Annotated in this window: 1 protein-coding gene; it reads left to right on the top strand. The window is 36.6% G+C overall.

The window, feature by feature from the left end; all coding sequences use genetic code 11:
* The coding region (locus AC1DG9_RS27425; protein ID WP_477635744.1) for a polysaccharide biosynthesis protein at nucleotides 1–1,353 on the top strand (1,353 nt) is incomplete at both ends.

A 1,353-nucleotide genomic window follows, 5' to 3' on the forward strand; every position in this document is an offset into this window, starting at 1 on the left:
CTATTAGCTAGTTTGCTATTTGAAGTGGCGGCTTACCTGTTTTTATCCTCTTATTTTGGATTCAATAATCATTGGTTTATTCCTATGCTCATCATTAATTTTTTTATCTCTGCCTCGATGCTTATTGCACTAAGGATAACTGTGAAACAATTGTTCCATTACCTTCAAGATCTGGAAGTTGTTTCTAAAGAGGTGTTGCTGATCTATGGAGCTGACAGATCTTCTTTACTGATTAAGCAAGGTTTAGACGCATCTTCAGAAAATAATTTTGAAATATTGGGCTTTGTTGATGATAATCCTGATCGTAGGAATAAACACATAGAACAAAAAAGAGTATACGGTTCTCATTCTATTCAGTACTTGAAAAATAAATATGGAGTAGAGAAGATGATTGTAATGGAGGATTGTATAAACATTGAAGGAAGGAAACTTGCAATAGAAAAGTGTATGGAATGTGGAATAAGAGTTATTTCAGTACCCGCTTCAAATTATTGGTTAAAGGGCAAACTGAGGTTAAGTCAACTCCCTGATTTAAGAATTGAAGACCTTTTACAGCGCGAACCTATTAACATGGAAGGAGAAAATATTAAAGCTGAACTTAAAGGCAAGAGGATTTTAATTACCGGTGCTGCAGGCTCCATAGGGTCAGAGATTGTTCATGTGCCAATGATGGAGCATAACCCGTCGGAGGCCATTTTGACTAACGTGATGGGCACCAAAAATCTTGCAGATCTGGCAATTGACTATGATGTAGAAAAATTTATAATGATATCTACAGATAAAGCTGTAAATCCAACAAATGTGATGGGGGCATCGAAGAGGATCGCAGAAATCTATATTCAGTCCCTTCAAAATTATCAAACTGATGTGGTTCATAGAACAAGGTTTATCACTACCCGGTTTGGAAATGTACTGGGGTCAAACGGGTCAGTTGTTCCACGATTTAGGGCGCAAATTGAAATGGGAGGGCCTGTTACGGTAACCGATCCAAACATAACAAGATATTTTATGACGATTCCTGAAGCAGTACAATTAGTGCTGGAGGCATCAGTAATGGGTAAAGGTGGTGAGATATTTATTTTTGATATGGGTGAGCCAATCAAAATTTTGAACTTGGCTGTAAATATGATCAAGTTAGCTGGGTTTATGCCTTACACCGATATAAAAATTTGCTTCACCGGACTAAGACCAGGTGAGAAATTGTATGAAGAGCTGTTGAATAAAACTGAAAAGGTTGTTCCAACTTATCATGAAAAAATTAAGATATCGAATGTAATTTATTATCCCTACGAATATGTACAACGAAATATAGACGAGTTATTGGCATTGAACTGCTCGAACAATGATAAAGAG

Source organism: Pedobacter sp. 05L430 (assembly GCF_056397585.1).